Source organism: Streptomyces sp. NPDC002306 (assembly GCF_053593435.1).
The window spans coordinates 121,579-145,847 of the sequence record NZ_JBSFCK010000010.1 but is presented as its reverse complement, the minus strand read 5'-3'; the positions used below and the strand labels follow the sequence as shown (position 1 = coordinate 145,847).

At 71.0% G+C, this 24,269-nt stretch carries 28 protein-coding genes; 14 read left to right on the top strand and 14 right to left on the bottom strand.

Annotated elements, in window-relative coordinates:
- Nucleotides 1-19: 19 nt before the first annotated feature.
- Nucleotides 20-667 (top strand): TetR/AcrR family transcriptional regulator, encoded by a 648-nt coding sequence (locus ACWCQK_RS21530; protein WP_451157120.1) that lies wholly within the window; start codon nucleotides 20-22, stop codon nucleotides 665-667.
- A gap of 353 nt (nucleotides 668-1,020) precedes the next feature.
- Nucleotides 1,021-2,487 carry a sensor histidine kinase gene (locus ACWCQK_RS21525; RefSeq protein WP_451157364.1) on the top strand — a complete coding sequence of 489 codons (1,467 nt, stop codon included), beginning with the start codon at nucleotides 1,021-1,023 and terminating at the stop codon, nucleotides 2,485-2,487.
- Nucleotides 2,488-2,736: 249 nt separating this feature from the next.
- Here the strand turns inward: ACWCQK_RS21525 and ACWCQK_RS21520 are convergent, their stop codons facing one another.
- The gene (locus ACWCQK_RS21520) at nucleotides 2,737-2,994 is read right to left on the bottom strand and encodes a WhiB family transcriptional regulator (protein WP_006142322.1); all 258 of its coding nucleotides are present in this window, start codon (nucleotides 2,992-2,994) and stop codon (nucleotides 2,737-2,739) included.
- A gap of 319 nt (nucleotides 2,995-3,313) precedes the next feature.
- Entirely contained in the window at nucleotides 3,314-4,282 is a 969-nt protein-coding gene (locus tag ACWCQK_RS21515; RefSeq protein ID WP_451157118.1) for a diacylglycerol/lipid kinase family protein, read from the bottom strand.
- Between the two features lie 116 nt (nucleotides 4,283-4,398).
- On the opposite strand from ACWCQK_RS21515, the gene ACWCQK_RS21510 reads away from it, so the two are divergent.
- A complete protein-coding gene (locus ACWCQK_RS21510; RefSeq protein ID WP_451157116.1) occupies nucleotides 4,399-4,899 on the top strand; it encodes a hypothetical protein in 501 nt (166 codons plus the stop codon).
- A gap of 3 nt (nucleotides 4,900-4,902) precedes the next feature.
- On the opposite strand, the gene ACWCQK_RS21505 is transcribed toward ACWCQK_RS21510, so the two are convergent.
- From ACWCQK_RS21505 to ACWCQK_RS21495, 3 genes are all read right to left on the bottom strand, one after another.
- The gene (locus ACWCQK_RS21505) at nucleotides 4,903-6,012 is read right to left on the bottom strand and encodes an RNA polymerase sigma factor SigF (protein ID WP_451157114.1); all 1,110 of its coding nucleotides are present in this window, start codon (nucleotides 6,010-6,012) and stop codon (nucleotides 4,903-4,905) included.
- Complete coding sequence (locus tag ACWCQK_RS21500) at nucleotides 6,009-6,422, bottom strand: ATP-binding protein (protein WP_004925829.1); 414 nt, start codon at nucleotides 6,420-6,422, stop codon at nucleotides 6,009-6,011. The genes ACWCQK_RS21505 and ACWCQK_RS21500 overlap by 4 nt, the downstream gene beginning before the upstream one ends.
- 272 nt (nucleotides 6,423-6,694) lie before the next feature.
- Nucleotides 6,695-6,955: a UBP-type zinc finger domain-containing protein gene (locus ACWCQK_RS21495; protein WP_451157112.1), complete on the bottom strand. Its 261-nt coding sequence runs from the start codon at nucleotides 6,953-6,955 to the stop codon at nucleotides 6,695-6,697.
- 61 nt (nucleotides 6,956-7,016) lie between these two features.
- On the opposite strand from ACWCQK_RS21495, the gene ACWCQK_RS21490 reads away from it, so the two are divergent.
- On the top strand, nucleotides 7,017-8,615 hold the full coding sequence (locus tag ACWCQK_RS21490; RefSeq protein WP_451157110.1) for a Na+/H+ antiporter: 1,599 nt from the start codon (nucleotides 7,017-7,019) through the stop codon (nucleotides 8,613-8,615).
- 9 nt (nucleotides 8,616-8,624) lie between these two features.
- On the opposite strand, the gene ACWCQK_RS21485 is transcribed toward ACWCQK_RS21490, so the two are convergent.
- Nucleotides 8,625-9,521, bottom strand: coding sequence for a 1-aminocyclopropane-1-carboxylate deaminase/D-cysteine desulfhydrase (locus tag ACWCQK_RS21485; RefSeq protein WP_451157108.1), 897 nt, complete (start codon nucleotides 9,519-9,521; stop codon nucleotides 8,625-8,627).
- Nucleotides 9,522-9,794: 273 nt separating this feature from the next.
- Here ACWCQK_RS21485 and ACWCQK_RS21480 point away from each other — a divergent pair, with 273 nt between their 5' ends.
- From ACWCQK_RS21480 to ACWCQK_RS21465, 4 genes are all read left to right on the top strand, one after another.
- A complete protein-coding gene (locus tag ACWCQK_RS21480) occupies nucleotides 9,795-11,201 on the top strand; it encodes a family 2B encapsulin nanocompartment shell protein (protein ID WP_451157106.1) in 1,407 nt (468 codons plus the stop codon).
- Between the two features lie 112 nt (nucleotides 11,202-11,313).
- Complete coding sequence (locus ACWCQK_RS21475) at nucleotides 11,314-12,426, top strand: family 2 encapsulin nanocompartment cargo protein polyprenyl transferase (RefSeq protein WP_451157104.1); 1,113 nt, start codon at nucleotides 11,314-11,316, stop codon at nucleotides 12,424-12,426.
- 169 nt (nucleotides 12,427-12,595) lie between these two features.
- Nucleotides 12,596-12,829, top strand: coding sequence for a hypothetical protein (locus ACWCQK_RS21470; RefSeq protein WP_451157102.1), 234 nt, complete (start codon nucleotides 12,596-12,598; stop codon nucleotides 12,827-12,829).
- 45 nt (nucleotides 12,830-12,874) lie between these two features.
- On the top strand, nucleotides 12,875-13,207 hold the full coding sequence (locus ACWCQK_RS21465; RefSeq protein ID WP_451157100.1) for a DUF952 domain-containing protein: 333 nt from the start codon (nucleotides 12,875-12,877) through the stop codon (nucleotides 13,205-13,207).
- Between the two features lie 64 nt (nucleotides 13,208-13,271).
- Here ACWCQK_RS21465 and ACWCQK_RS21460 read toward each other — a convergent pair whose 3' ends face one another.
- The 4 genes from ACWCQK_RS21460 to sodN all read right to left on the bottom strand — a co-directional run bounded on the left by ACWCQK_RS21460 (nucleotide 13,272) and on the right by sodN (nucleotide 15,483).
- Nucleotides 13,272-14,018, bottom strand: coding sequence for a VOC family protein (locus ACWCQK_RS21460; RefSeq protein ID WP_451157362.1), 747 nt, complete (start codon nucleotides 14,016-14,018; stop codon nucleotides 13,272-13,274).
- Between the two features lie 41 nt (nucleotides 14,019-14,059).
- Nucleotides 14,060-14,476 carry a VOC family protein gene (locus ACWCQK_RS21455; RefSeq protein ID WP_451157098.1) on the bottom strand — a complete coding sequence of 139 codons (417 nt, stop codon included), beginning with the start codon at nucleotides 14,474-14,476 and terminating at the stop codon, nucleotides 14,060-14,062.
- A 10-nt stretch (nucleotides 14,477-14,486) separates the two neighbouring features.
- Nucleotides 14,487-14,879: a helix-turn-helix transcriptional regulator gene (locus tag ACWCQK_RS21450; RefSeq protein WP_451157096.1), complete on the bottom strand. Its 393-nt coding sequence runs from the start codon at nucleotides 14,877-14,879 to the stop codon at nucleotides 14,487-14,489.
- 208 nt (nucleotides 14,880-15,087) lie between these two features.
- On the bottom strand, nucleotides 15,088-15,483 hold the full coding sequence (sodN, locus tag ACWCQK_RS21445) for a superoxide dismutase, Ni (RefSeq protein WP_020130742.1): 396 nt from the start codon (nucleotides 15,481-15,483) through the stop codon (nucleotides 15,088-15,090).
- Nucleotides 15,484-15,628: 145 nt separating this feature from the next.
- Between sodN and sodX the strand changes: the two genes are divergently transcribed.
- Entirely contained in the window at nucleotides 15,629-16,063 is a 435-nt protein-coding gene (gene sodX / locus ACWCQK_RS21440) for a nickel-type superoxide dismutase maturation protease (RefSeq protein WP_451157094.1), read from the top strand.
- On the opposite strand, the gene ACWCQK_RS21435 is transcribed toward sodX, so the two are convergent.
- Nucleotides 15,967-16,596, bottom strand: a complete 630-nt coding sequence (locus ACWCQK_RS21435; RefSeq protein ID WP_451157092.1) for a CGNR zinc finger domain-containing protein — start codon at nucleotides 16,594-16,596, stop codon at nucleotides 15,967-15,969. The genes sodX and ACWCQK_RS21435 overlap by 97 nt on opposite strands.
- A 100-nt stretch (nucleotides 16,597-16,696) precedes the next feature.
- Here ACWCQK_RS21435 and ACWCQK_RS21430 point away from each other — a divergent pair, with 100 nt between their 5' ends.
- A complete protein-coding gene (locus tag ACWCQK_RS21430; RefSeq protein WP_451157090.1) occupies nucleotides 16,697-17,467 on the top strand; it encodes a class I SAM-dependent methyltransferase in 771 nt (256 codons plus the stop codon).
- A gap of 123 nt (nucleotides 17,468-17,590) precedes the next feature.
- On the opposite strand, the gene ACWCQK_RS21425 is transcribed toward ACWCQK_RS21430, so the two are convergent.
- From ACWCQK_RS21425 to ACWCQK_RS21415, 3 genes are read right to left on the bottom strand one after another with little or no spacing between them, the layout of a single operon-like run.
- Entirely contained in the window at nucleotides 17,591-18,343 is a 753-nt protein-coding gene (locus ACWCQK_RS21425) for an amino acid ABC transporter ATP-binding protein (protein WP_451157360.1), read from the bottom strand.
- Nucleotides 18,344-18,393: 50 nt separating this feature from the next.
- The gene (locus tag ACWCQK_RS21420) at nucleotides 18,394-19,329 is read right to left on the bottom strand and encodes an amino acid ABC transporter permease (protein ID WP_451157088.1); all 936 of its coding nucleotides are present in this window, start codon (nucleotides 19,327-19,329) and stop codon (nucleotides 18,394-18,396) included.
- Nucleotides 19,330-19,358: 29 nt separating this feature from the next.
- A complete protein-coding gene (locus ACWCQK_RS21415; RefSeq protein ID WP_451157086.1) occupies nucleotides 19,359-20,321 on the bottom strand; it encodes an ABC transporter substrate-binding protein in 963 nt (320 codons plus the stop codon).
- 560 nt (nucleotides 20,322-20,881) lie between these two features.
- On the opposite strand from ACWCQK_RS21415, the gene ACWCQK_RS21410 reads away from it, so the two are divergent.
- From ACWCQK_RS21410 to ACWCQK_RS21395, 4 genes are all read left to right on the top strand, one after another.
- Nucleotides 20,882-22,105: an NAD(P)-dependent malic enzyme gene (locus ACWCQK_RS21410; RefSeq protein WP_451157084.1), complete on the top strand. Its 1,224-nt coding sequence runs from the start codon at nucleotides 20,882-20,884 to the stop codon at nucleotides 22,103-22,105.
- Nucleotides 22,106-22,267: 162 nt separating this feature from the next.
- On the top strand, nucleotides 22,268-23,233 hold the full coding sequence (locus ACWCQK_RS21405) for a zinc-binding dehydrogenase (RefSeq protein WP_451157082.1): 966 nt from the start codon (nucleotides 22,268-22,270) through the stop codon (nucleotides 23,231-23,233).
- 170 nt (nucleotides 23,234-23,403) lie between these two features.
- A complete protein-coding gene (locus tag ACWCQK_RS21400) occupies nucleotides 23,404-23,613 on the top strand; it encodes a helix-turn-helix domain-containing protein (RefSeq protein WP_451157080.1) in 210 nt (69 codons plus the stop codon).
- A complete protein-coding gene (locus ACWCQK_RS21395) occupies nucleotides 23,613-24,236 on the top strand; it encodes a Clp protease N-terminal domain-containing protein (RefSeq protein ID WP_451157078.1) in 624 nt (207 codons plus the stop codon). Before ACWCQK_RS21400 ends, ACWCQK_RS21395 begins: the two co-directional genes overlap by 1 nt.
- Nucleotides 24,237-24,269 lie beyond the last annotated feature (33 nt).

Genomic DNA, 24,269 nt, shown 5'->3' with positions numbered 1-24,269 from the left:
GCGCTATAAAATGCACCCCATGGTGAACGGCGAGGAGACGAAGACGCAGTCCGGGACGGTGCTCAAGCCGCGCGGCCGCCCCCGCTCCTTCGACCGCGCGACCGCCCTGGAGAAGGCGGTCATGGCCTTCTGGGAGCACGGCTACGAGGCGACCTCCGTCTCGGACCTCACCCGCGTCATGGGCATCGGCGCCCCGAGTCTGTACGCGGCCTTCGGTGACAAGCGGACGCTGTTCGCCGAGGCCGTGGACGTGTACGCGACGCGCTACGGCTCCTTCGGCGACCGCGCCCTCGCCGAGGAACCCACCGCACGGGCCGCCGTCGCGCGGATCCTGCGTGAGGCCGCCGTCGCCTACACGCTGCCCGGCCGCCCGCGCGGCTGCCTGGTCCGCCACGCGGCCGCCAACTGCGCGAGCCCCGAGGTGGCGGAGTCGCTGCGCGTCCGGCGCGACGCCGACATCGCCGCCGTGGAGGGCCGGATCAGGCAGGACATCGCGGTGGGGGAGCTGCCGGCGGACGTCGACGCCGCGGCCCTCGCCCGGTACACCGGCGCCGTCGTCCAGGGCATGTCCCAGCAGGCCCGGGACGGGGCGAGCCGGGAGGAGCTGGCGGCGGTCGCGGAAATTGCCCTGGCCGTCTGGTCCCGCGGGTGGACCCGGGCGGGCTAGGCTTCCAAGGGTCGACCGCACATCGCAGAAACAAGTCGACCGCACATCGCAGGAACAAACAGTCTCCGACGCATGGACACACCTAGTGGTCTAGTCCAGAATGCGTAGAGACGGTTGACAACACAACGAGCCTCCGCCCTCCCCGCACAGGAGAGCGGACCGAGGATCCGGTGCTCTCTGCCCTGACTGCTCCGGCATCCTCATCCTTCGGCCGAACGGGACCGCACACCCCGTGGTCGATGTTGCTCCGGGCTGCGGTGCCGGGAGGGTTGAGGGTCCCTCCCAGGCGCCGCGGCCCGCGGGTGTCTTAGGACCCGTACAAACCGCCGGGTACGCTCGCACACGTGCCCTCCATGAACGAACTCGTACGCCAGCACACAGCCCTCGACGACTCCGACCTCGAGTGGCTCCACCTGCTGGTCTCGGAGTGGCAGCTGCTCTCCGACCTCTCCTTCGCCGACCTGGTCCTGTGGGTTCCCACCCGCGACGGCACCCGGTACGTCTCGGTCGCCCAGATGCGGCCGAACACCGGTCCCACCTCGTACCAGGACGACATGGTCGGCCACCTCGTCCCGCGCGGGCGCCGTCCCATGCTGGACATCGCCCTCGACGAGGGCCGGATCGTGCGCGAGGGCGACCCGGAGTGGCGCGAGGAGGTCCCCGTCCGGGTCGAGTCGATCCCGGTACGACGGGACGGGCGCGTCCTCGGGGTGATCGCCCGCAACACCAACCTGCTCACCGTGCGGACCCCGAGCCGCCTGGAGCTCACCTATCTGCAGAGCGCCTCGGACCTGGCGCAGATGATCGCGGCCGGCTCGTTCCCGTTCCCGAACCAGCAGGTCGACATGGACGCCTCGCCGCGCGTCGGCGACGGCCTGATCCGCCTCGACGCCGACGGCATCGTGCAGTACGCGTCCCCGAACGCGCTGTCGGCCTTCCACCGGATGGGCCTCGCCGCCGACCTCGTCGGCCAGCACCTCGGGCAGATCACCTCCGAACTCGCCCCGACCCGGGGTCCGGTGGACGAGGCGCTGGCCAAGGTCGCCAGCGGCTGGGCGCCGCGCGAGTTCGAGATCGAGGCCCACGACGGCGAGATCCAGTTCCGCGCGATCCCGCTCAAGCCCAAGGGAACCCGTATCGGTTCGCTGGTCCTGCTCCGTGACGTCACCGAACTGCGTCGCCGAGAGCGCGAGTTGATCACCAAGGACGCGACCATCCGGGAGATCCACCACCGGGTGAAGAACAACCTCCAGACCGTGGCCGCCCTGCTCCGGCTCCAGGCCCGGCGCATCGAGTCCGAGCGCGGCCGTGAGGCGCTGGAGGAGGCCGTGCGCCGGGTCGGCTCGATCGCGATCGTGCATGAGACGCTGTCTCAGAACCTGGACGAGAAGGTGGAGTTCGACGAGATCGCCGACCGCGTCCTCGCGATGGTCGCCGAGATCTCCCCGGGCAAGGTGGCCGGCCGGCGCACCGGCCGCTTCGGCATCCTGGACGCGGAGGTCGCCACCCCGCTGTCGATGGTGCTGACCGAAATCCTCCAGAACGCCCTCGAACACGGCTTCCGTGAAGGCGAAACCGGCACGGTCGAGGTCTCCGCGGTCCGCGGCGGCACGACGAGGGAGGCCCGGCTGCTCGTCACCGTCCAGGACGACGGCGTCGGTCTGCCCGAGGGCTTCGACCCGCACACGTCCGGCAACCTCGGCCTCCAGATCGTACGGACGCTGGTGGAGGGGGAGTTGGGGGGCAGCTTCGACATGGTCCCGGCTCCGGAGCGTGGCACTCGGGTGATCCTGGACATTCCGGTGCGGGGGCAGAAGTAGGCGCGACGCCGGGCCGGCCACCCGGCGCGGCGACGGTCACCGCTGTACCGGACCGGCCACTTCGTACAACACCGCCGCCCCGTACGGCATTGAACCGCTACAGCATTGAGCCCCGGACCACTGGGTGGTCCGGGGCTGAAAGCTCGTTGCTAAGCGCATCGGGGGTACTGCGCGCTGCGGCTCGGGGGCGGGAGATGCGTACGCGCTGTACGCGCCGCCAAGCTCAGGCTGTTAGCGGGGTGGGTGTTGTCAGGCGGAAGCCTGACGAGCCCGGTTGCGGGCGGCGCGGCGCTTCATGGCGCGACGCTCGTCCTCGCTGAGACCACCCCAGACGCCGGAGTCCTGACCGGACTCGAGCGCCCACTGCAGACACTGATCCATAACGGGGCAGCGACGGCAGACGGCCTTGGCTTCCTCGATCTGCAGCAGCGCAGGACCGGTGTTGCCGATGGGGAAGAAGAGCTCGGGGTCTTCCTCGCGGCAAACGGCGTTGTGACGCCAGTCCATGGCTGCTACCTCTCCTTGGTATTACGTGCGGGTTGCTTGTGAATGTGAACGCTTTCACGAATCCCTCAACAAGTGAAGGGCCACCCGCCAGGTTCGCTGGCGTGGTCCTTGGAAGTGAAGAGGGGTTCCGGTGATCTGTGGAGGCCGATGTAGCGGGCCGTCCCGATCGCCAGATAGAGACTCGCAAACCTCGACGGCGGATACAACCCCTTCCGGAAAGTTTTTTTTGATTCCTCGGTGTCGACTAGGTCACAGCCGTACTTCCATGGGGTGGATCCTGGCCTAAACGTTCGAGTGAAAGGACTTTCGCCCGTTCCACTCACACAATCACACGCAGTGCCCGGCGTACGCCTGTGAACGTCACGCTCGTACGCAGTCCCAGGTGGTCGCCGTCCATCTGGAGGGGCAGTGGGACCTTCGAATGCAAGGTGAACTGGTCCAGGTCGTGCAGTGAGGTCGCATGCTTTCCATAGGGCCCCCGCTCCGGGGACGAAGTGAGCAACTGCGTGCCATACCGGGCAACCGCGGCCGTGGACAGACGACTGAGACCGAGTACGTCGAGCCCCTTATCGAACGAGGCCTTAGGCGACGTGTACATAGGGCGATTGCCGAGATACGTCCACGGCGACGTGTTCGAGACTATGGCGACCACCAGATCGGCGACCGGGTCCGCGCCGGGCCGTTCCACCGTGACCGTGCCGTGCCGCCGGTTGTGGTCCCCGAAGAACTGCCGGACGACCTGACGCACGTACAACGCGTGCGTCGACTTCCTGCCCTGCTCGCGCTGCTGCTCGACCCGGCCGACCACGCCCGCGTCGAAGCCGAGCCCCGCGTTGAAGGTGAACCAGCGGGACGGGACGGACTCGTCGTCGGTGCCGGGCGTACCGGAGGTCAGGCCCAGGCCGACCGTGCGCTCGCGGCCCTCGCGCAGCGCGTCCAGCAGGGCACCGGTCGCCTCGACGGCGTCGTTCGGCAGGCCCAGGGCGCGGGCGAAGACGTTCGTCGAACCGCCGGGGACCACGGCGAGGCCGGGCAGGCGGTCCGGGTCGGGGCCGGCGTGCAGCAGACCGTTGACGACCTCGTTGACCGTGCCGTCGCCGCCGAGGGCCACGACCAGGTCGATGTCCTCGCTCTCCGCCGCCTGCCGGCCGAGGTCTCTCGCGTGGCCGCGGTACTCGGTGGTGACCGCCTCGAGCTTCATCTCGCTCGCGAGAGCGTGGATCAGCACATCGCGCGTACGTGCGCTTGTGGTGGTTGCCGCCGGATTGACCACGAGAAGTGCACGCATGAGTTGCAGCGTACCTACTGGGTGGTACCGGACCCATACCGAGTTGGGGATCGGGTAAGAGATCGGGACGTGAGGCTCGACACGGAGGCCCGGAATGTGCGGGCTACCCTTCTCGGGTGAGCAGCCAGACTCCCGCCGGTTCCGAGACCGCCGCCGCCCCGGAGACCGCAGGTCCCCGCCCGCGGCGCCTGACGTACGCCGCCGCGCTCGCGGCCCTGGAAGGGCTCGCCCTGCTCGTCGGGGGCGGCTGGATCCTGGTCCTCGGCCTCACCGGCGCCCCGGACGACCGTCGGCAGGCCGTCACCGGCGGGGTCACCCTGATCGTGCTCGCGCTGCTGCCGCTGCTCGCCGCCCGCGGGCTGCTCGGCCGGCGCGGCTGGAGCCGGGGCCCGGCCGTCATCACGCAGATCATGGCGCTGCCGGTGGCCTACAACCTGCTCCGGTCCGACAGCGTGGCGATCCCGGCCGGGATCGCGCTGGGGGCCGTCGCCGTCACCGCGCTCGTCCTGCTGGTCAACGCCGAGACGACCCGGGCCCTCGGGATCCGGGGGCCCGGAAACGCGCGTCGGCAGGAGACGGGAGAGCGGGACACGCGACAGCGGGACGCGGGGAAGTAGCCGCTACTCCTCCACCAGCAGCTTCTCCCGCAACTGAGCCAGCGTGCGCGCGAGCAGCCGGGAGACGTGCATCTGGGAGATGCCCACCTCCTGCGCGATCTGCGACTGGGTCATGTTGCCGAAGAAGCGCAGCAGCAGGATCCGCTTCTCGCGCGGCGGGAGGTCCTCCAGCAGCGGCTTGAGCGACTCCCGGTACTCGACCCCCTCCAGCGCCTCGTCCTCCGCGCCGAGCGTGTCGGCGACCGCCGGGGACTCGTCGTCGGTGTCGGGCACGTCCAGCGACAGCGTGGAGTACGCGTTCGCGGACTCCAGGCCCTCGAGGACCTCCTCCTCCGAGATGGCCAGCTTCTCGGCGAGTTCGTGGACCGTGGGGGAGCGGCCGTGCTGCTGGGAGAGTTCCGCGGTCGCCGTGGTGAGGGCGAGCCGCAGCTCCTGGAGCCGGCGCGGCACACGCACCGCCCAGCCCTTGTCGCGGAAGTGCCGCTTGATCTCACCGACGACCGTCGGGGTCGCGTACGTCGAGAACTCGACCCCGCGCTCCGGGTCGAAGCGGTCGACCGACTTGATCAGGCCGATGGTGGCGACCTGGGTGAGGTCGTCCAGCGGCTCCCCGCGGTTGCGGAAGCGCCGTGCGAGGTGCTCGACGAGCGGCAGGTGCATACGGACCAGCCGGTTGCGCAGCTCCGCGTACTCGGCGCTGCCCTCCTTGAGTCCGCGCAGTTCGACGAACAGGGCCCGAGCTCCGCTGCGGTCCTGTGGGTCGTGATGCGTGGCCCGTGGCGCGGCCTGCGCCTCCGGCTTCTCGTCTCGCTCGTGCTCGCTCATCGTCCCGCCCGTTGCCCTTCCCCGAGCCGTCGCCTCGGCCCGGACGGGGATGGCCCCGGTCCGCCGCGTCCGAGGCGCGCCCTGCACGGCACCTTCCCGATCCCGCTGCCCGTCGTCGTCCAGGAATCCGGCCTCCGAGGTGTGGTCCTCCGGATGCGGCCGGGCCTGGTCGGGGATTCCGTCGATGCCGTCCGCCATGCGTCGGGAGCCGTCCGGAGCAGCGCTCTCGGACGGCGGCTCCCGTGTGCCGCGCTCTTCGTCCCGCACCGGCCCGTCCCCGTCCCTCACGCCGGCCCGGGTCCCGCGCCGCGCTGTTTGTAGAGGCTGATCGACACGGTCTTGTCTTCGTCGACGGCGGAGGAGACCTTGCCCGCGAGAGCGGACAGCACGGTCCAGGCGAAGGTGTCTCGTGACGGAGCGTGACCGTCGGTGGTCGGCGCGGAGACGGTGACCTCGAGTGAGTCGTCGACGAGCCGGAAGACACAGCTGAGCACGGAGCCCGGCACGGCCTGCTGGAGCAGGATCGCGCACGCCTCGTCCACCGCGATGCGCAGGTCCTCGATCTCGTCCAGGGTGAAGTCCAAACGGGCTGCGAGGCCGGCCGTGGCCGTCCGCAGCACCGACAGGTAGGCACCCGCAGCCGGCAGCCGGACTTCCACGAAGTCCTGGGTCGCGGGCTCGCCTGCGATCTGGGACACCCTCACCTCCAAGGTGGTACAAGCTTTTCGGGGCCGAGGGTCGCCCCTCGGGGTAACGCGAAGTGTGGTTCAGCGGTGACGCTATCGCGCTCTCGACTTTGCTGTCCCCGGGACCCCAACCCCTTGCTGTCACTCATAGTAAACCTACGGATACGCTCCGTGGCTAGGGGTCTGCGGGCCCAAATGGGAAGAGCGCGCGCCGGGTTGACGTACCCAGACGTCAGACGGTCGAACCGTACCCGTCGGACGGTAGGGCACGTGCCCTATCAGGGTCACACGAGGACGTGATCCACGAAGCACCAACGCCAGTCCTCGCCGGGTTCGAAGGTCCGCATCACCGGATGTCCGGAGTCCTTGTGATGTCCTGTGGCGTGCCGGCCCGGTGACGAGTCGCAGCAGCCGATGTGGCCGCAGGTCAGGCACTGGCGCAGTTGTACCGGGTGCGTACCGTCCGCCAGACACTCCGGACACGTGACGCTGAGCGCGTCGGGTTCCGGGTGCGGCAGCGCGTCGGCGTGCGTGCACTGTTTCATGATTGCCAGATTACGACGGCTGCGCGGTCGAACGCGCGGAATTCGAGGGCGGGCGAGAACCATGGACGTGATGCCACTGCTGTTGCTGGTGGCCGGAAGCGCCGCGTTCGCCGCGGCCGCCCGGCGCACCCCGGTGCCGGCACCGCTGCTGCTGGTCGCGGTCGGCCTGCTGGTGTCGTATCTGCCGGGGGTGCCGGACTACACACTCGACCCCGACGTCGTCCTGCCGCTCCTGCTGCCGCCGCTGCTGTACACGTCGGCGACCGACAGCTCCTACCTCGGCCTGCGGGCGCAGTTGCGCCCCGTGGCCCTGCTGTCGGTGGGCTACGTGCTCTTCGCGACCTTCGTCGTCGGCTGGGCCGTCTACCAGATCGTGCCGGACATGCCGCTGACGGCGGCTCTGGTGCTGGGCGCGGTGGTGGCGCCGCCGGACGCGGTCGCGGCCACGGCGGTGGCCCGCCGGGTCGGACTGCCGTCCAAGGTCACCACGGTCCTGCAGGGCGAGTCGCTCCTGAACGACGCCACCGCGATCACCGCCTACAAGGTGGCCCTCGCGGCCGCCGTGGGCGAGGGCGCCACCTGGGCCGGGGGCTTCGGCGAGTTCCTGCTCGCGTCGGTCGGCGGGGTCGGGATCGGCCTGATCCTGATGGCGCCGCTGCACTGGCTGCGCACGCACCTGAAGGAGCCCCTCCTCCAGAACACGCTGTCCCTGCTGATCCCGTTCGTCGCGTACGCGGTCGCCGAGCAGTTCCACGCCTCCGGTGTCCTCGCCGTGGTCGTCGTCGCCCTCTACCTCGGGCACCGCGCGTGGGAGGTCGACTTCGCGACCCGCCTTCAGGAGGCGGCCGTGTGGAAGATGGTCGCCTTCGTCCTGGAGTCCGCGGTGTTCGCGCTGATCGGACTGCAACTGCCCGTCGTCCTGCGGGGACTCGGGGCGTACAAGGGCGGGGACGCCGCCTGGTACGCGATCGCCGTCTTCCTGGTGGTCGTCGGGACCCGGTTCGTGTGGGTGTACCCGGCGACCTTCGTACCCCGGCTGCTGTCGGCGCGGATCCGGGAGCGGGAGGCGAATCCCACCTGGAAGGGGGCCATGGTCACCGCCTGGGCCGGCATGCGGGGCGTCGTCTCCCTGGCCATCGCCTTCTCGATCCCGCTGACCATGCACGACGGCGACACCCCCTTCCCGCAGCGCAACCTGATCCTGTTCCTGACCTTCACCACGGTCATCGGCACGCTGGTGGTGCAGGGCCTGACCCTGCCCCCGCTGATCCGCGTGCTCAGGTTCCCCGCGCCCGACCCGCAGGCCGCCACCCTCGCCGAGGCCAACGCCCAGGCGCAGGCCTCCCGGGCCGCCGAACGGCACCTGGACGAACTCCTTGCCGACCAGCGCAACGAGCTCCCACCGCCGCTCGCCGACCGCCTGCGCATGGTCCTGGAGCGTCGCCGCAACTCCGTCTGGGAGCGGCTCGGCCAGGTCAACCCGGTCACCGGCGAGAGCGTCGACGACACCTACAGCCGCCTCTCCCGGGAGATGATCAGCGCCGAACGCGCGGTCTTCGTGAAGCTGCGCGACGGCCGCTACATCGACGACGAGATGCTGCGCACCCTGCTGCGCCGACTGGACCTGGAGGAGGCGGCGGCCTACCGGGAAGCGGCGTGAGCGCGCCCGTCACGGCCGCCCGGTGATCACCGCCGCGAGGGTGCTCCCGGCCGCGAGGCGCCCCTCTTCGACGAGGGCGACAAGTCCGTACAGCAACTTGGCGACATAGAGACGCTCCACGGGCAGGCCGTGGCGCTGTTCGAAGTCCTTGGCGAAGGCGTCGAGTTCGGGGGTGGTGCGGGCGTAGCCGCCGAAGTGGAAGCGGTCGTCGAGCGACCAGTCGCCGCGGGGGCCGCCGAAGGCGCGGTCCTGGAGCGTGCCCACCTCGGCGGTCAGGAAGCCGCCCCTGAGGACCGATACGCCAAGGGCACGCTGGTCGGGGGCGAGGCCGGCGGCCAGGCCCGCCAGGGTGCCTCCGGTACCGCAGGCGACGGCGACCACATCGGCCAGGCCGCGCAGTTCGGCGCCGAGGGGGACGCAGCCGCGGACGGCGACGGCGTTGCTGCCGCCCTCGGGGACGACGTACGCGTCCTCGGCGCCGGCCGCGCGCAGGATCGCGGCGAGGGTCCGCGGGTCGTTCTTGTGGCGATACGTCGACCTGTCGATGAAGTGCAGACGCATCCCGTCGGCGGCGCAGCGGGCCAGCGAGGGGTTGAGGGGGCGCTCGGCCAGCTCCTGACCCCGGACCACGCCGGTCGTGGACAGGCCGAGGAGCCGGCCGGCGGCGGCGGTGGCCCGCAGATGGTTGGAGTAGGCGCCCCCGAAGGTGACGATCGGGAGCCCGGCCGCCGCGTCGAGGTTCGGCGCCAGTTTGCGCCACTTGTTGCCGATCAGCTCCGGGTGGATGAGGTCGTCGCGCTTGAGGAGCAGCCGGACGCCGTGCCGGGCGAACCGGGCGTCCACGACCTCCCGCAACGGCGAGGGGAGCCGGGGGCGCAGCGAGGCGAGGACGTCGGGGCCGGTCACCCGGCCATTGTCGGACACGTGAGCGGGTCGGCTCGCTTCGGCCCGCCGCGTGCCGCCCCACCCCGCCGCCGGGCGGACCTCGGTCGGACTCGGTCGGAGTCGGGCGGACTCGCCCGGACCTCGGGCGGGACTGCTCCCTCTGCCCATCGCGACGGTGATCCATTCCCGCTCGTTCGTGTAATAGCACCGGCACGCTCCGTGATGGAAGGCTGATCCGCGAGATCGGTGCGCGGTGCGATCGGCACCGGTGCATGACCGGGAGGGCAATTCAGAATGTCGGTAGGCGAAGAGGTCCGCACGGATCAGGGCAAGCCGCAGCAGAGCCTCGGCACGGCCGCAGCGCGGAACCTGGCCACCACCACCAAGTCCGCTCCCCAGATGCAGGAGATCAGCTCCCGCTGGCTGCTGCGGATGCTGCCCTGGGTTGACGTACAGGGCGGTACGTACCGGGTGAACCGGCGACTGACCTACGCGGTCGGCGACGGACGTATCACGTTCGTGAAGACGGGCGACCGGGTCGAGGTCATCCCCGCCGAGCTGGGCGAACTGCCCGCCCTGCGGGACTACGAGGATGAGGAGGTGCTCGCCGAGCTCGCCCAGCGCTGCCGGCAACGGGAGTACGCGCCGGGTGAGTTGATCGCTTCGTTCGGCAGCCAGACCGACGAGGTGTACCTGCTGGCGCACGGCAGGGTGGAGAAGGTCGGCACGGGCCCGTACGGCGACGACGCCGTGCTGGGTGTGCTCGCCGACGGCTCGTACTTCGGCGAGGCGGCGCTGCTCGACCCGGACGCCATCTGGGAGTACACCGCCCGCGCGGACACCGCCTGCACGATGCTGATCCTGTCCCGGCAGGACGTCGACCAGGTGGCCGAGCGCGCCGACTCGCTGCGCGAGCACATCGGGCGGCTGCGCGCGGTCCCCGAGCAGCACACCAACAAGTACGGCGAGCGGGCCGTCGACCTCGCCGCGGGCCACTCCGGCGAAGCCGAGATCCCGCACACCTTCGTCGACTACGACGCCAGGCCGCGTGAGTACGAACTGAGCATCGCCCAGACCGTGCTGCGCATCCACACCCGTGTGGCCGACCTCTACAACCAGCCGATGAACCAGACCGAGCAGCAGTTGCGGCTCACCGTCGAGGCGCTGAAGGAGCGCCAGGAGCACGAGCTCGTCAACAACCGGCAGTTCGGACTGCTCCACAACTGCGAGTACGACCAGCGGCTCCAGCCGCACGACGGCGTGCCCGGCCCGGACGACATGGACGAGCTGCTCAGCAGGCGGCGCGGCACGAAACTGTTCCTCGCCCACCCGCGCGCGATCTCCGCCTTCGGACGCGAGCTCAACAAGCGCGGACTCGTTCCCGAGACGATCGACGTCGGCGGCAACCGCATCCCCACCTGGCGCGGCGTCCCGATCTACCCGTGCAACAAGATCCCGGTCACCGAGGCCCGGACCAGTTCCATCATCGCGATGCGTCTCGGCCAGGAGGAGCAGGGCGTCGTCGGTCTGCGGCAGGCCGGCATCCCGGACGAGATCGAGCCGAGTCTCTCGGTGCGGTTCATGGGCATCAACGAGCAGTCGATCATCAACTACCTGGTGACGGCGTACTACTCGGCCGCGGTCCTGGTGCCGGACGCGCTCGGCGTCCTGGAGAACGTCGAGATCGGCCGCTGGCGGTGACCCTCCCCGCCGGCCTGTCGTGTCCCCGCCCGTCAGGGCGGGTACACCCGAGGAGCAGGTGCCTCGACGGAGCGCAGGCGCCGCCGCCCGCCGACGCCGCGAGGGGGAGGCCATGACCGGGTCCAGGACGCAGGGGAGAACCAAGACGCTCGAAAGGCGGACACCCATCGCGATCTCCAGGGACATCCGGCCCGTCTCGTCCGACGGGCAGGAGGCGGCGGCGATCCTGGAGCGCGCGCGGTCCTCGGTCGACCCCGAACTGCGCGCGGCCCTCGACTCGCTGCCCGGCTCCATGCGCAGGATCGCGCTGTACCACTTCGGCTGGGAGCACGCGGACGGCACACCGTCGGCGGCCCACGCGGGCAAGGCGATACGCCCCGCGCTCGTGCTCACCGCGGCCGCCGCGCTCGGCGGACCGGCCGCACGGGCGAGAGCCGTACGGGCGGCCGCCGCGGTGGAGCTGATCCACAACTTCACGCTGCTGCACGACGACGTGATGGACCGCGACACCACGCGTCGGCACCGGCCCACCGCCTGGACGGTGTTCGGCGACGCCGACGCCATCCTCGCCGGGGACGCCCTCCAGGCACTGGCCCTCGGGCTGCTCGCCGAGGATCCGCACCCGGCGTCCCGGACGGCCGTCGCCCGCCTCACGGCCTGCGTGGTCGAACTGTGCGCGGGCCAGCAGTCGGACACCGCCCTGGAGCGGCGTGCCCCCGCCGAGGTCACCCTCGACGAGGTGCTCGCCATGGCCGAGGCCAAGACGGGCGCGCTCCTGGGATGCGCCTGCGCCATCGGCGCGCTCTACGCCGAGGCGGCCGACGACGATGTCGAGGCGCTGGACATGTTCGGCCGGGAGGCCGGGCTCGCCTTCCAGCTCATCGACGACGTGATCGGTATCTGGGGCGACCCGCACCGCACCGGCAAACCGGCCGGCGCGGACCTGGCCGCCCGCAAGAAGTCGCTGCCGGTGGTCGCCGCGCTGACCTCGGGCACACCGGCCGCCGCCGAACTGGCCGAGCTGTACGAGACGCCCTACGACAAGGAGGACACAGCGCGTACCGCGCTCGCCGTGGAGCGGGCCGGCGGGCGGGACTGGGCGCAGGCCCAGGCGGCCGACCGGATGTCCCGGGCGATGGGCGAACTGGCCCGTGCGATCCCCGAACCCGAGTCGGCGGGCGGCCTGCTCGCCCTGGCCGAGTACGTGACCCGGCGCAGCATGTGAGCGTCGGCCCGGAGAACCCCGGAGCACCGGGACCGTGCGGTTCCTGACCCCGCACGGTCACCGGGGGCTCCGGCCCGCGGGTCCCGCACTTCCCCACGGTGTGCGGGGCCCGCGGTCATGACCCGTCCGCGGCAAGCGCCGGGCGCGCACCCGCCCTACCCTTGAGGACATGGACAGCGACGCACACGTCTGTCCCGACTGTGGACAGGCCGTCGAGACCGTCGTCGTACGGCGGCACAAGACGCTGGGAGCCTGGGTGCCGGTGTGGGGCCCCGGATCGTGCCGGAACGCCGACTGCGGGGCGCACACCCCCGCTGACGGCCCGGTCGCGGTCGAGGAACCCCGGCCGCTGGTGACCGCCCCCGGCGAGAGCCCCCCGAATCCTCCGGCGGGTCGGACCTGAGCCCTGCGGCAAGGGCGTTGCCGGTCGGCGGGCTAGCGTGACCCCATGACCGCACACCCGTACCTCCTGCACCTCACCGAACGCCGCCTGTGGGACGCAGCCCGCGCGTCCGGCGCGTACGAGATGTCGACCCGTGGCCGCACCCTCGCCGAGGAGGGCTTCATCCACTGCTCGACCCGCGCCCAGCTCCCGCGGGTGGCGGACTTCCTGTACGGCGCACCCGACGCCCCCACCGACCTCGTGGTCCTGGTCGTGGACCCGGAGCGGCTCGGCGTACCGGTGAGGTACGAGGCGCCGCGACCGGGCGGCGAGGAGTTCCCGCACGTGTACGGGCCGATCCCGGTGGCCGCCGTGGTGGACGTGGAGGTCTGGCAGTGACGGAGCCGGGCGGGCCGGCGCGGTCGGTCACGGCGGTCTCCCCCGGCGATCCGGCGGCGGGGCGCTAACCGCCCGACTGCCGGGGCAGCCCGCCCGTCCACGGGTCGCGGCCCGTCAGGCAGTACGTGCCGCCCGCCGGGTCCCGCATCACCGTCCAGTGGCGGCCGTCGGACACGGTCACCGCGCCCAGCCGTTCGTGCTCGGCGCGGGTCGCCCCGATGTCCGCGCAGGCCAGGTCCAGATGCGCGGAGGCGGGGCGTTCCTCGTCGAGCCGCTGGAGGAGGACGCGCACCGGCAGCCCCGCCGGCGGCCTGACCACGTGGAACTCGGGGAGCGAGCCGGGCAGCGCGTCCCAGCCGGTCAGCAGGGCGCCCCAGAAGGCGACTTCGGCGTCGTACGCGGACGGCGGGACGTCGACGCAGACCTGGTCGAGGCGGCTGCCCCGCACCACGGGCGGCCGTACCGCCTCGCCGTGCCACGGCACGGCGCAGAACGGCTGGCCGCCGGGCGAGCGCAGCACGGCCCATCCCTCGTGCTCGGCCACCGCCCGCGCCCCGAGCCGCAGCGCCCCCCGCACGAACCCGGGCACGTCCTCGACGGCGAAGTCGAGATGCGCGCCGCCCTCGCCCGCGGTGACCCCCTGGACCTTCACGCACGCGTCGGCCCCGTCCGCCAGCAGGGTCACGAACTCGTCCCGGTCGCCCCGGAGTTCCGACGGCCGGGTGTCCGTGACGGCGGTCCAGAAGGCGCGGGCCCGTTCGAGACGCGCGGCGGGCCGGTCCACGAAGGCGTACGTCCAGCGGATGTTCATGCTCATGACGCGATCGTAGGCAACCGCCGTCCGGCCGGAGGTCAGTCCCGCGGCCGCTCGATGAACCGCAGCAGGTTGCCCGCCGGATCCCGGAACGCGCAGTCGCGCACGCCGTACGGCTGGTCCATCGGCTCCTGGAGCACCTCGACGCCCGCCTCCCGTACGCGCTCGCAGAGGGCCTCGCAGTCGACGGTGGTGAAGATGACCCCGCGCAGCATGCCCTTGGCCAGCAGCCGGGCCATGGCCTCCTTGTCGGCGGGGGAGGCGTCCGGACTCGCGCCCGGCGGCTCCAGCACGATCTCCACGTCCGGCTGGAGCGGCGAGCCGACGGTCACCCATCGCATGTTCTCGAAGCCGACGTCGTTGCGGACCTCCATGCCCAGGGCGTCACGGTAGAAGGCGAGCGCCTTGTCGTGGTCGTCGACGGCGATGAAGCACTGCTTGAGTTTCAGATCCATGGTCTCGAACCTAGGGCCGTCTGGGGCGGGTGAAGGAACGCGCCACGCACGGCGGGATCTGCGCGCCGCTCTCGTGCGAGCGGGCCCGGTACGCGCTCGGGGTCTCGCCGACCAGTTCGGTGAACCGGGAGCTGAAGGACCCCAGCGACGTACAGCCGACCGCGAGGCACACCTCGGTCACGGTGAGGTCGCCGCGGCGCAGCAGGGTCTTGGCGCGTTCGACGCGGCGGGTCATGAGGTAGGCGTAGGGCGTCTCGCCGTACGCCTCGCGGAAGCTGCGCTGGAAGTGTCCCGGGGACATCAGCGCGGTGCGGGCGAGCGCGCCCACGTCGAGCGGCTCGGCGTACTCACGGTCCATGCGGTCACGCGCCTGCCGCAGCCGTACCAGATCCTCCAGAGCCACCGGACCAGCATCGCACAGCCCCCGCCCCGACCGGCAGGACGCGGGGGACCGCACCGGTGGCCGTCCGGACGCCGGGACCGGGACACCGCCCGGACAGCACCGCACCCGGTCCGTCCCGGACACCGGGTGCGGTGTCCCGGGTGGACCGGGTGCGGTGCGGCGGACGCCGCGATCAAGGAGCTCGCGGGCCGAAGAGCCCGACCAGGGGTCAGGCCTTCTTCGTCTCCCAGAAGATCTTGTCGATCTCGGCGATGAGCTCGAGGGCCTTCTCGCCGGTCTTCGGGTCCGTCGAGGCCTTGGCGGCCGACAGAGCCTTCAGGGTGTCGTTGACCAGCTGGTGCAGCTGGGGGTACTTCTCGAAGTGCGGGGGCTTGAAGTAGTCGCTCCACAGCACGGACACGTGGTGCTTCGCGAGCTCGGCGCGCTGCTCCTTGATGACCGTGGCGCGGGCCTGGAAGTGCGGGTCGTCGTTGGCGGCCATCTTCTCCTGGACAGCCTTCACCGACTCCGCCTCGATGCGGGCCTGGGCCGGGTCGTACACGCCGCAGGGCAGGTCGCAGTGCGCGCTGACCTTCACCTTGGGGGCAAACAGGCGGGAAAGCATGGAGCGTTCCTTCCTCGTGATCGTCTTCTCAGGTGGGACATTACTCCCTGGCGGACGGGTTTTCGCGAGTGCCCCCATGGGCTTAGGACAAAAGTCCGGGGTCAGACTGAGACTGGTGGAGGATGAACCGGGGAGGTGCCGGGTGATGCCGGAGCTGTCGCAGGAGACCGAGCGCGGGAGGGCGGGCCAGCCCTTCGGGGTGGCCGAGGTGACCGGGCCGTCGATGGTGCCGACGCTGTATCACGGGGACGTGCTGGTGGTGCAGCACCGGGGCCGGATCCGGCCCGGCGACATCGTGGTGCTGCGTCATCCGTTCCAGCAGGATCTGCTCGTCGTCAAGCGCGCCACGGAGCGCCGCGAGGGCGGGTGGTGGGTACTGGGCGACAACCCGTACGCGGGCGGCGACAGCACCGACTACGGGGCCGTGCCCGACGACCTGGTCCTGGGCCGGGTCCGGCTGCGGTTCCGGCCGCGCAAGGCCGGTCAGCGTTCGCCGCTCGCGCTGGTGCGCTGGGCGCTCTCGGCGGCCAGGCCCGTCCTCTCGGACCGGTCGGCCTCCAGGCGTTTGCGGGCGCGGTAGGCGGCCACGTTGGCGCGGGTCGCGCAGCGGTCGGAGCAGTAGCGCCGGGAGCGGTTGGTCGAGGTGTCCAGATAGGCGTTGCGGCAGGGAACCGCCTCGCACAGGCCGAGGCGGTCGACGCCGTACTCGGTGAGGTGGAAGGCGAGCCCCATCGCGGCGATGGCGGCGTAGCCCGCGGTCGCGTTCGACGGGTGGTCCGCCAGGTGCATGTGCCACAGCGGGCGGCCGTCGTCGTCGCGGAAGTCGTGCCCGGAGATCTGCGGACTGACCGGGAACTCCAGGAGCAGGGAGTTCAGCAGGTCCACGGCCAGGGTCTCGTCGCCCGTGTCCGCCGCCTCGAAGACCGCGCGCAGCCGGCCCCGCACCGAGCGGAAGCGCGTCACGTCGGCGTCGGTGGCGCGGCGGCCCGCCGACTGGTTGCCGCCGAAGAGGTCGCGGACGACCTCGACCGAGGTCAGTGAGTCCTTGCCCCGGGCCGGTTCCTCGCTGTTGACGAGACGCACGGCGTAGTCCGAGTAATAGGCCAGTTCCACTTGTAGTCCTTACGAGGGCGCTCTATGGTCGTGTCGGCGATCGGGTAACAGCCGGTCAAGCTTTCAGGGTATTACGTTGCGGTGCGCGGTGGAGGGTGCGATGACGGACGCGGACACGACCACGACCGGTGCGGACTGGCCGGCCTGGCAGGAGAGCTGGGACCGGCAGCAGGAGTGGTACATGCCCGACCGGGAGGAACGCTTCCGGATCATGCTCGACATGGTCGAGGCGCTCGTCGGCACCACGCCGCGCGTACTCGACCTCGCCTGCGGCACGGGCAGCATCACCGCCCGGCTGCTCACCCGCCTCCCCGGCGCCACCAGCACCGGCGTCGACCTCGACCCGGCGCTCCTCGCCATCGCCGAGGGCACCTTCGCGGGCGACGAACGGGTCAGCCTCGTCACGGCCGACCTCAAGGACCCGGACTGGCCGGCGAGGCTGCCGTACGACTCGTACGACGCCGTCCTGACCGCCACCGCTCTCCACTGGCTGCACAGCGAACCCCTCGCGGACCTCTACGGTCAGGTCGCGGAACTCGTCCGCGACGGCGGTGTCTTCATGAACGCGGACCACATGATCGACGAGAGCACGCCCCGGATCAACGCGGCCGAGCGCGCCCGCCGTCACCTGCGCATGGATCAGGCCAGGAACTCGGGAGCCCTCGACTGGGCCGAGTGGTGGCAGCTGGCCGGCCGGGACCCGGTCCTCGCCGGGCCGACCGCCCGCCGCTTCGAGATCTACGGCGAACACGCCGACGGCGAGATGCCGTCCCCCGCGTGGCACGCGCGCGTACTGCGCGAGCGGGGCTTCGGCGAGGCCCGCCCGGTGTGGTGCTCCCCGTCGGACACCCTGCTGCTCGCGCTGAAGTAGAGCGCCGGCCGCGACCCCGTTCGCTCGCGGCGGCACATGCGTGAGGGGCGGCACATGCGTGAGGGGCGGCACATGCGTGAGGGGCGGTACGAGAATCTCGTACCGCCCCTCAACCGCGTACCGTCAGAGCACCTTGGACAGGAACGCCTGGGTCCTCTCGTGCTGCGGGTTCGTCAGCACCTCGCGCGGATTGCCGGACTCGACCACCACGCCGCCGTCCATGAAGACCAGGCTGTCGCCCACCTCACGGGCGAAGCCCATCTCGTGCGTGACGACGACCATCGTCATGCCGGACTCGGCGAGGTCGCGCATGACGTCCAGGACGTCGCCGACCAGCTCCGGGTCGAGAGCCGAGGTCGGCTCGTCGAAGAGCATCAGCTTCGGGTCCATCGCCAGTGCCCGGGCGATGGCCACCCGCTGCTGCTGGCCGCCGGAGAGCTGCGAGGGGTAGTTCCCGGCCTTGTCGGCCAGGCCCACCCGCTCCAGGAGCTGCGCGGCGCGTTCCCTGGCCTGGCCCTTGCCGACGCCCTTGACCTGGACGGGCGCCTCCATGACGTTCTCGAGGGCCGTCATGTGCGGGAACAGGTTGAAGCGCTGGAAGACCATGCCGATGTCCCGGCGCTTCAGTGCGACCTCGCTGTCCTTGAGCTCGTACAGCTTGTCGCCCTTCTGGCGGTAGCCGACCAGCTCGCCGTCGACGTACAGCCGCCCGGCGTTGACCTTCTCCAGGTGGTTGATGCACCGCAGGAAGGTCGACTTGCCGGAGCCGGAGGGGCCGATGAGGCAGAACACCTCGCCGGTCTTCACCTCCAGGTCGATGCCCTTGAGGACCTCGACGTGGCCGAAGGACTTGTGGACGCCCTCGGCCTTGACCATGGTGGCGTCGGCGGGCCGCACAGCGGTGTCCGCCTTGCTCGGGTTCCCGGTCATGCCGTGCCTCCCCTCGGCCGGCCCAGCGACAGCATGTTGGCCCGGACCTTCTGGAACACCGTCGGCGGCAGCTGACGGCTGGAGCCCCGGGCGTAGTAACGCTCCAGGTAGTACTGACCCACGCTGAAGACCGAGGTCAGCAGCAGGTACCAGGCCGCCGCCAGGAACAGCATCTCGGCGGGGGCACCGGAGGTCTGCCCGATGTCCTGGGCGACGCGGAACAACTCGGAGTACTGGACGACCGACACCAGCGAGGTCGTCTTCAGCATGTTGATGACCTCGTTGCCCGTCGGCGGCACGATCACGCGCATCGCCTGCGGGATGACGATCCGGCGCAGCGTCCGGGCGTGGCTCATGCCCAGCGCGTGCGCGGCCTCGGTCTGGCCCTCGTCGACCGCGAGCAGACCGGCGCGGCAGATCTCGGCCATGTACGCGGCCTCGTTCAGGCCCAGGCCGAGCAGCGCGGTCAGGAACGGGGTCATGAAGTCCGACCACTGGTCCTTGTAGACCGGACCGAGGTTGATGTACTCGAAGACCAGGCCCAGGTTGAACCAGACCACGAGCTGCACCAGGACCGGGGTGCCGCGGAAGAACCAGATGTAGAACCACGCGATCGACGAGGTCACCGGGTTCTTAGACAGGCGCATCACGGCCAGCAGGATGCCGCCGACGATGCCGATGGTCATCGAGAGGACCGTCAGCAGGAGCGTCTTGCCGACGCCGGTCAGGACCCGGTCGTCGAAGAAGTAGTCCGGGATCGCGTCCCAGTTGATCTTTCCCTGGGAGAACGCGTAGACGACGCCGCCCAGCAGGGCGAGCGCCACGACGGCGGAGACGTACCGCCCGTAGTGACGGACCGGGATGGCCTTGATGGCCTCCGGGCCGGCCGGCGGGGTGTCCGCCGGCCTGTCCGTCTTGTCTGTATCAGTCACGGGTGTTGCCTTTCAGTGGCCGCGCGCGGTCACTTGCCGCCGTTGACGGCGGCCGAGGTGACCGCGCCGTCCTCGACGCCCCACTTCTTGATGATCTTGCCGTACTCGCCGTTCTTGATGATGGCGTCCAGCGCGGCCTGCAGCGCGTCGCGCAGCTGGTTGTTGCTCTTGGCGACCGCGATGCCGTACGGGGCGGCCTCGACCTGCTCGCCCACGATCTGGAAGTCGTTGCCGCCGCCGGAGGTCTTCACGGCGTACGCGGCGACCGGGAAGTCGGACGAACCGGCGTCGGCGCCGCCCGCGCGCAGCCGGGTCTGGGCCTGCTGGTCGTTGTCGAAGGCCTGGATGGCGATCGTCTTGCCGCCCGAACACTTCTTCGACTCAGCCTTGGCGAGGTCCTCGGAGACCGTGCCGCGCTGCACCACGAGCTTCTTGCCGCACAGGTCCGACCAGGACTTGATGCCCTGGTCCTTGCCCTTCGGGGTGTAGATCGAGACACCGGCGGTGAAGTAGTCGACGAAGTCGACGCCCTCGCCGACCTTCTTGCCGGTGTCGGAGTCGACGCCGTCCTGACGGTCCTTGGTGTCCGTCATGGCCGACATCGCCATGTCGTAGCGCTTGGAGCGCAGACCCGTGATCAGGGTGTCGAACGTGCCGTTCTGGAAGTCGAACTTCACGCCGAGCTGCTTGCCCATCGCGTCGGCCAGGTCGGGGTCGATGCCGACCGTCTTGCCGGAGCTGTCCTTGAACTCGACCGGCGCGTACGCGATGTCCGAGCCGACCTTGATGACCCCGGCGTCGCGGACCGACTGGGGCAGCTTGTCCGCCAGCGGAGCCGACGTGGTGGAGGCGGACTCGCTGCTTCCGGAGCCGCTGTCCTTGGTCTGGTCACCGCAGCCGGTGAGCAGCAGGGTGCCTGCGACCGCGATCGCACCGACCGCTGCTAGCCGGGTGTGCGCGGCGGTCGTACGACGGGTGGAGCCTGCGGTCATGTGAGTGCCTCCGGCGGATGGATGGAGATGCCGATGGGTCGACGAGAACACACACCTTCGGGTGTCGCGACCTCGTGTGATTAGGGCATCCTGCCATTTGGACTCAGTCATTCAGGTGACTCGCTATGTCAAAATCGGATAACGGGCGGCCCCCGAACCCGAGCAGCCCGGACATCACGACCGGACCTTCTGCGGGAATCCCCCGTTCCGGCCGGAGGATCTCCGGTGCGGCCCGCGCCGCGGCGGGCTCCGGCGAAGCTGTTGCGAGGACTTGATCCTTCGTCGAGCCTTTGTCCAGGACTTGTCCTCATATCCGGTCATGAGTCATCTCACTGGCCTCTGACCGCATGTGACCTTCGCGGTATGGACTCGTCGCCGACCGCGTCCGTCCGGTAAGAAGGTTCTTTACACCCCTCATCCGGGGCTCAGGGCGCGTGTGCGGCGCGCCCGACGCGTATGTGCCCGTACGCATCACCTGTCTGGGCCGTGCGCGATGCCCGCCCACCCCTCACCAGGAGTGGCCACCCTCAGAATCATGAAGACTTAAGGGGTAAGACAAAGTGGCAGCGGAGATCGTCAATCCTCGCAGCGAGAACGGTGCGGACCCGGAGGGCGGTGCGGAGCCCCTCGATTCCTTCGACCCCGCGTTCGCCCTGCACCGCGGCGGCAAGATGGCCGTGCAGGCCACCGTGCCGATCCGGGACAAGGACGACCTGTCCCTCGCGTACACCCCCGGCGTCGCTCGCGTGTGCACCGCGATCGCGGGGAACCCGGAACTGGTCGACGACTACACCTGGAAGTCGTCCGTGGTCGCCGTCGTGACGGACGGTACGGCCGTGCTCGGCCTCGGGGACATCGGTCCCGAGGCGTCCCTCCCGGTGATGGAGGGCAAGGCGATCCTGTTCAAGCAGTTCGGCGGAGTCGACGCGGTTCCGATCGCGCTCGCCTGCACGGACGTGGACGAGATCGTCGAGACCGTGGTGCGCCTCGCGCCGTCGTTCGGCGGGGTCAACCTGGAGGACATCTCGGCGCCCCGGTGCTTCGAGATCGAACGCCGGCTCCAGGAGCGCCTGGACATCCCGGTCTTCCACGACGACCAGCACGGCACGGCCGTCGTCACGCTGGCCGCGCTGCGCAACGCGGCGCGGCTGAGCGGCCGGGCGGTCGGGGACCTGCGGGCCGTCATCTCCGGCGCGGGCGCGGCCGGTGTGGCCATCGCCCGGATGCTGGTCGAGGCGGGCATCGGAGACGTCGCGGTCACGGACCGCAAGGGCGTCGTCTCCCGGGACCGCGAGGACCTGACGCCGGTCAAGCGTGAGCTGTCCGAGTTCACCAACAAGGCCGGGATCTCCGGTCCGCTGGAGGCCGCGCTGGACGGCGCCGACGTCTTCATCGGCGTCTCCGGCGGTACGGTCCCGGAGGCCGCCGTGGCCTCGATGGCGAAGGGCGCCTTCGTCTTCGCCATGGCGAACCCGAACCCCGAGGTGCACCCCGAGGTGGCGCACAAGTACGCGGCGGTCGTCGCGACCGGGCGCTCGGACTTCCCGAACCAGATCAACAACGTGCTGGCGTTCCCGGGCATCTTCGCGGGCGCGCTCCAGGTGCGGGCCTCCCGGATCACCGAAGGCATGAAGATCGCGGCGGCCGAGGCGCTGGCGGCGGTCGTCGGGGACGACCTCGCCGCCGACTACGTCATCCCGTCGCCGTTCGACGAGCGGGTCGCCCCCGCGGTGACCGCCGCCGTCGCCGCCGCGGCGCGCGCGGAGGGCGTGGCCCGCCGCTGACGGGTCGGCTCGCCGCCCGGTTCCACCGAACGGCCCCGCCGCTTGCGGCGGGGCCGTACTTTCACTCGTTCGCCCCACGCGTGTGCCGTGTCCGCGCAAGAGGGCGTGTGTCACAAGGCCGCCCGGTTCCCCCGGCCGCCGCCGGAACCTATCGTCGGCTTCATGTTCGCTGCCTACGCCGCCCGAATCGACCGTGACCAGCCGCTCTCCGGCCTGGAGTTGGGGGAGCGTCCGGCCCCCGAGGCCCGCCCCGGCTGGAGCGTCGTCGACGTCCGGGCCGCCTCCCTCAACCACCACGACCTCTGGTCCCTGCGGGGCGTCGGCCTGTCCGAGGACCGGCTGCCCATGATCCTGGGCTGCGACGCCGCCGGGGTCGACAGCGACGGCAACGAGGTCGTCCTGCACTCCGTGATCGGCCAGACCGGCCACGGCGTCGGGCCCGGGGAACCCCGGTCCATCCTGACCGAGCGCTACCAGGGCACCTTCGCCGAACAGGTCGCCGTGCCCACCTGGAACGTCCTGCCCAAGCCCCGGGAACTCTCCTTCGCGGAGGCCGCCTGTCTGCCGACCGCCTGGCTGACGGCGTACCGGATGCTCTTCACGAACGCGGGCGTACGCCCCGGTGACTCGGTCCTCGTCCAGGGCGCGGGCGGCGGGGTCGCCACCGCCGCCATCGTGCTGGGCAGGGCGGCCGGACTGCGGGTCTTCGCGACCAGCCGTGACGAGGCCCGACGCAAGCGGGCCCTGGAACTGGGCGCCGTGGAGGCGGTGGAGCCGGGCGCGCGGCTGCCGCAGCGGGTGGACGCCGTGATCGAGACCGTGGGCGCCGCCACCTGGTCGCACTCGGTGAAGTCGCTGCGGCCCGGCGGCACGCTCGTCATCTCCGGTGCGACCAGCGGGGACCGGCCCTCGCACGCCGAGCTGACCCGGATCTTCTTCCTCGAACTCAAGGTCGTCGGCTCGACGATGGGCACCCGGGACGAGCTGGAGGACCTGCTCTCCTTCTGCGCCACCACCGGTGTACGCCCCGTCATCGACGAGGTGCTCCCGCTGGACCGGGCCCGGGAGGGCTTCGAACGGCTTGAGTCGGGCGACCAGTTCGGCAAGATCGTGCTGACGGCCTCCTGATCGCCCGGCCGCCCGGCTTCCCGCCCCCCTCTCCCTGTTTCCTGATCCGCGTATCTCCCCGCGTGTCTCCTCACGTGCGCGCCTCGACGGCCGGCCCGGTCCTCCCCGGGCCGGCCGTTCGCATGTCAACTTGAGTTGACGCCTCTCGGGTGTCAATGTAAGTTGACATCATGACCGAAGCAACGGATCTCGCCCAGCGAGCCGGCGACCGCGACCCGCGGATCGGACTGCGGGCCGTGGCCGCGCTGCGCAGGCTGCTGGAGCAGCTGGAGGCGGTACAGGTGCGCAGCGCACGCAACCAGGGATGGTCGTGGCAGGAGATCGCCGCGGAACTCGGAGTCAGCAGGCAGGCCGCGCACAAGAAGTACGGGAGGCAGTGATGTTCGAACGCTTCACCAAGGACGCCCGCGCGGTGGTGGAGGAGGCGGTGGCGCACGCGGAACGGACCGCTGCGGAGCGGGTCGAGGAGACCCACGTCCTGCTCGCGCTCCTCGACCGTGAGGGCAGTCGCGGCTCGTTCGCGCTGGCGGCGCTCGGCCTGCCGCCGGGGCGGCGCGAGGACGTCGTACGGGAGCTGGGTGAGGCCCGCCGCCGTGGCGGGCTCTCCCGCGCCGACGCCGACGCCCTGTCCGGGCTGGGGATCGACCTCACGGAGATCGTCTCCCGGATCGAGGAGGCGCACGGAGAGGGGGCGTTGGCGGAGGGGGCATTGGCGGAGGGTGGCCAGGCCGGGTCCTTCACCCGGCGGTCGGGGCGGCGGCTCTTCGACCGCGGGGCCAGGGAACTGCTCACCGAGTCGCTGCGCATGACGCTCGGCCGCCGTGACCGGTGCATCGGCGACGAGCACCTGCTGCTCGCCCTGACGGCCCGCCCCGGCGTGCCCGCGGAGGTCCTCGCCGATCACGGCGTGACCCATGAGTCGCTCAGCCGGGTGCTGTACGGCGCCGACGCCGGGACGGAGCCCGGGCGCGACTCCGGTTCCGGTGAGGCCAAGGCCGGCTGAAGGGGCGGGTGGGGACGGGCGCCCGGTCGGCGC